General features: G+C 67.6%; 3 protein-coding genes and 1 pseudogene. 2 read left to right on the top strand and 2 right to left on the bottom strand.

Features of this window, described 5'->3' with window-relative positions; translation table 11 throughout:
- Positions 1 to 232: 232 nt before the first annotated feature.
- Positions 233 to 718 carry a ribose-5-phosphate isomerase gene (locus HLK59_RS49125; protein WP_171148193.1) on the bottom strand — a complete coding sequence of 162 codons (486 nt, stop codon included), beginning with the start codon at positions 716 to 718 and terminating at the stop codon, positions 233 to 235.
- A 205-nt stretch (positions 719 to 923) separates the two neighbouring features.
- Between HLK59_RS49125 and HLK59_RS49120 the strand changes: the two genes are divergently transcribed.
- Complete coding sequence (locus tag HLK59_RS49120) at positions 924 to 2,363, top strand: amino acid permease (protein ID WP_171148192.1); 1,440 nt, start codon at positions 924 to 926, stop codon at positions 2,361 to 2,363.
- A gap of 86 nt (positions 2,364 to 2,449) precedes the next feature.
- On the opposite strand, the gene HLK59_RS49115 is transcribed toward HLK59_RS49120, so the two are convergent.
- Positions 2,450 to 3,025, bottom strand: coding sequence for a hypothetical protein (locus tag HLK59_RS49115; RefSeq protein WP_346780007.1), 576 nt, complete (start codon positions 3,023 to 3,025; stop codon positions 2,450 to 2,452).
- Between the two features lie 47 nt (positions 3,026 to 3,072).
- Here HLK59_RS49115 and HLK59_RS50660 point away from each other — a divergent pair.
- Positions 3,073 to 3,292, top strand: a pseudogene (locus HLK59_RS50660) (serine/threonine protein kinase); the annotation flags it as partial.

Raw genomic sequence — 3,292 nt, 5'->3', positions numbered from 1 at the left:
TCGGTGTTCTTTCGCGTTAGTGGTTGATTGCTGGTTGGTCGCGGCTGGAGTTGTACCTGTATCTGGTTCGCTTGATTCGGTGGTGTTTTGAATGGTGCGGCGAAGACAGAGATCGACACTATCCTCTTCGTCGGCAGGGTCAGAGGTGTATAAGGGACAGGGCGGGAAGAACCCGCCCAGGGGCGCGGGGAACTGCGCGAGCAGCCCCCGCGCGCCCGCGCCCGGCGACGAACTACTGCTGAGGGTGGTGGGCCGGGATCTCCGGCAGGTCACCCGTCGTCTCGTAGTCGGCCAGCATGTCGATGCGGCGGATGTGGCGGGCGTCCTCGGAGAACGGGGTGGCGAGGAAGGTCTCGACGAACTTCGTGGCCTCGTCCTCGGTGTGCATGCGTGCGCCCACCGCCACGACGTTGGCGTTGTTGTGCTGGCGGCCCAGCGACGCGGTCTCCTCGCTCCAGGCCAGCGCCGCGCGGACGCCCTTGACCTTGTTCGCGGCGATCTGCTCGCCGTTGCCGGAGCCGCCGATCACGATGCCGAGGGAGTCCGGGTCCGCCGCTGTGCGCTCCGCGGCGCGGAGGCAGAACGGGGGGTAGTCGTCCTGGGCGTCATAGATGTGGGGGCCGCAGTCCACCGGGTCGTGACCGGCCGCCTTGAGCCAGTCGACGAGGTGGTTCTTGAGTTCGAAGCCCGCATGGTCGGAGCCGAGATACACGCGCATGGGATGAGTGTGACACGACTGTTTCGGGGCAGCAGCCCTGGGTGTCATCCAGGAAAATTATCACCCCGACCATCGAAGCTCAAGAAAACCTCAAGTAACAATCCGGAATCAAAGGTTCACGAATTCCTTTGCCTCAGATTCACTGGACCGATCCGTACGCCGCTCGTACGGGGCACTGCTCGCCCGGCGCAAAGGAATTCCCCCCATGACCTCGCAGCCGCCCGGAAACGGCCTTCAGGCCGGCCTCAAGAACCGTCACCTCTCGATGATCGCCATCGGTGGGGTGATCGGTGCCGGACTGTTCGTCGGATCCAGCTCCGGTATCGCCACCGCGGGACCCGGCATCCTCCTGTCGTACGCCCTCGTCGGCACCATGGTGGTGCTCGTCATGCGGATGCTCGGTGAGATGTCCGCCGCCAACCCGACCTCCGGGTCGTTCTCGGCGCACGCCGACCGCGCGCTCGGCCGCTGGGCCGGGTTCTCCATCGGCTGGCTGTACTGGTTCTTCTGGGTCGTGGTGCTGGCGGTCGAGGCCACCGCCGGCGCCGTGATCCTGGAGGGCTGGATACCGGCCGTGCCCCAGTGGGCCTGGGCCCTCATCGTGATGATCGTGCTGACCGCGACCAACCTGGTCTCCGTCGGGTCCTACGGCGAGTTCGAGTTCTGGTTCGCCGGCATCAAGGTCGTCGCGATCGCCGCGTTCATCGTCATCGGCGGACTCGCCGTCTTCGGTGTGCTGCCCGGCGTCGACAGCGACAAGGCCGGTCTCGGCAACCTCACCGACCACGGCGGCTTCCTCCCCCACGGAGCCGGCGCGATCCTCACCGGTGTGCTGCTCGTCGTCTTCTCCTTCATGGGCAGCGAGATCGCCACCCTGGCCGCCGGTGAGTCCGAGAACCCGCAGCGGGCCGTCACCAAGGCGACCAACAGCATCATCTGGCGGGTCGGTGTCTTCTACCTCGGCTCGATCTTCGTCGTGGTCTCGCTCCTGCCCTGGAACGACCCGTCCATCAAGAAGGACGGCTCCTACGTCGCCGCCCTCGACTCGCTGGGCATCGCGCACGCCGGTCAGATCATGAACTTCATCGTGCTGACCTCGGTGCTGTCCTGTCTCAACTCCGGCCTCTACACGGCCTCCCGCATGGCCTTCTCGCTCGGCCAGCGCGGCGACGCGCCCAAGTCGTTCGCGCGGACCAACAGCCGGGGCGTGCCGATGACGGCGATCCTCGCCTCGGTCGTCTTCGGCTTCGTCGCCGTCTTCTTCAACTACCTGTCCCCGAAGACGGTCTTCCTCTTCCTCGTCAACTCCTCCGGCGCGGTCGCCCTGTTCGTCTGGCTGGTGATCTGCTTCTCGCAGCTGCGGATGCGGAAGATCATCCAGGCGGAGGAGCCGGAGAAGCTGGTCGTGAAGATGTGGCTGTACCCGTATCTCACCTGGGCGACGGCCGGACTGATCGTGTTCGTGCTCGGTTACATGCTGACCGACACCGAGGGGGCGAGCAGCGGACGTACGACCGTCCTGCTCTCGCTGCTCGTCGCGGCATTCGTGCTCGCCATCGCCTTCGTGAAGGAGAAGATCGGTGCCGGCCGTGCCGCCGTCTCCCCCGAGGTGCGCGACGAGGTCGACGAGGTCAAGGTCGGCTGACGCGCCACGCGTGCAGAAAGGGGCCCCTCTCGCGGGGCCCCTTTTCTCTTGCCGCCGCTCTCCCGGCTCTCCCGGCTCTCCCGGCGTCAAAGGATCGTGAAACTGTCCGTGACCTTGTCGTACGTCTTCACCGCCTGGTTCTCGATGTCGGGCTGGTACCAGGTGTTGATCTGGTACGACTTGCCGTCCGCGTTGAAGCCCAGCAGCCGGGCGTGCCACTTCGTGCCCTGGAGGGTGAAGGTGTACTCCCAGACGACCGCCGGGTAGTCGCGGAACTTCGTCTCCTCCAGCCGGATCTTCCGGTAGTCCTCGCCCTGGTGGGCGTTCTCCTCCGAGGTCTCCCAGGTCTCCATCAGATCGCCGCGGGCCAGCGAGGACTTCGCCACGAGTTCCTGTTTGCCGTCCGGTGACGTGTAGTGGACTTCCGCGCCCGTCTTCACGTCCCTGCGCCAGCCCTCGGGGGTCGCCCAGGCGAACCCGCCCGCCTCTCGGTGCGCGCCCGGTGGCAAGGTCTGCGGACGCGAGGTTCCTTCGACCGTGGGCGACGGGGACACGGACGCCTTCGTCGAGACCGAGGGTGTGCCGCCGTTCGCCTGATCCCCGCCGGGTGAGCCGGAGTTCATGAGCAGGACGACGGCGACGACCGCACCGGCGGTCACCACGGCCGCGGCGCCCCCACCGCCGTACCGGCCTCATCGCCGCCGCCGCCGTGGTGACCGCCGGTCCGGTCGTCGCCGTCGTCCTGCTCATGAACTCCGGCTCACCCGGCGGGGAGCAGGCGAACGGCGGCACACCCTCGGTCTCGCCGCAGGCGGCCTCGTCCCCGTCGCCCACGGTCGAAGGAACCTCCCGTCCGCAGACCTTGCCCCCGGGCGCGCCCCGCCGGGCCGGGGGGCTCGCCGGGGCGACCCCCGCGGGCCGGCGCGGGG

Origin of the sequence: Streptomyces sp. S3(2020) (genome assembly GCF_013044505.1) — a bacterium.
Taxonomy (GTDB): Bacteria; Actinomycetota; Actinomycetes; order Streptomycetales; family Streptomycetaceae; genus Streptomyces.
The sequence above is the reverse complement of the archived record's forward strand: the minus strand, read 5'-3'. Positions and strand labels throughout refer to the sequence as shown.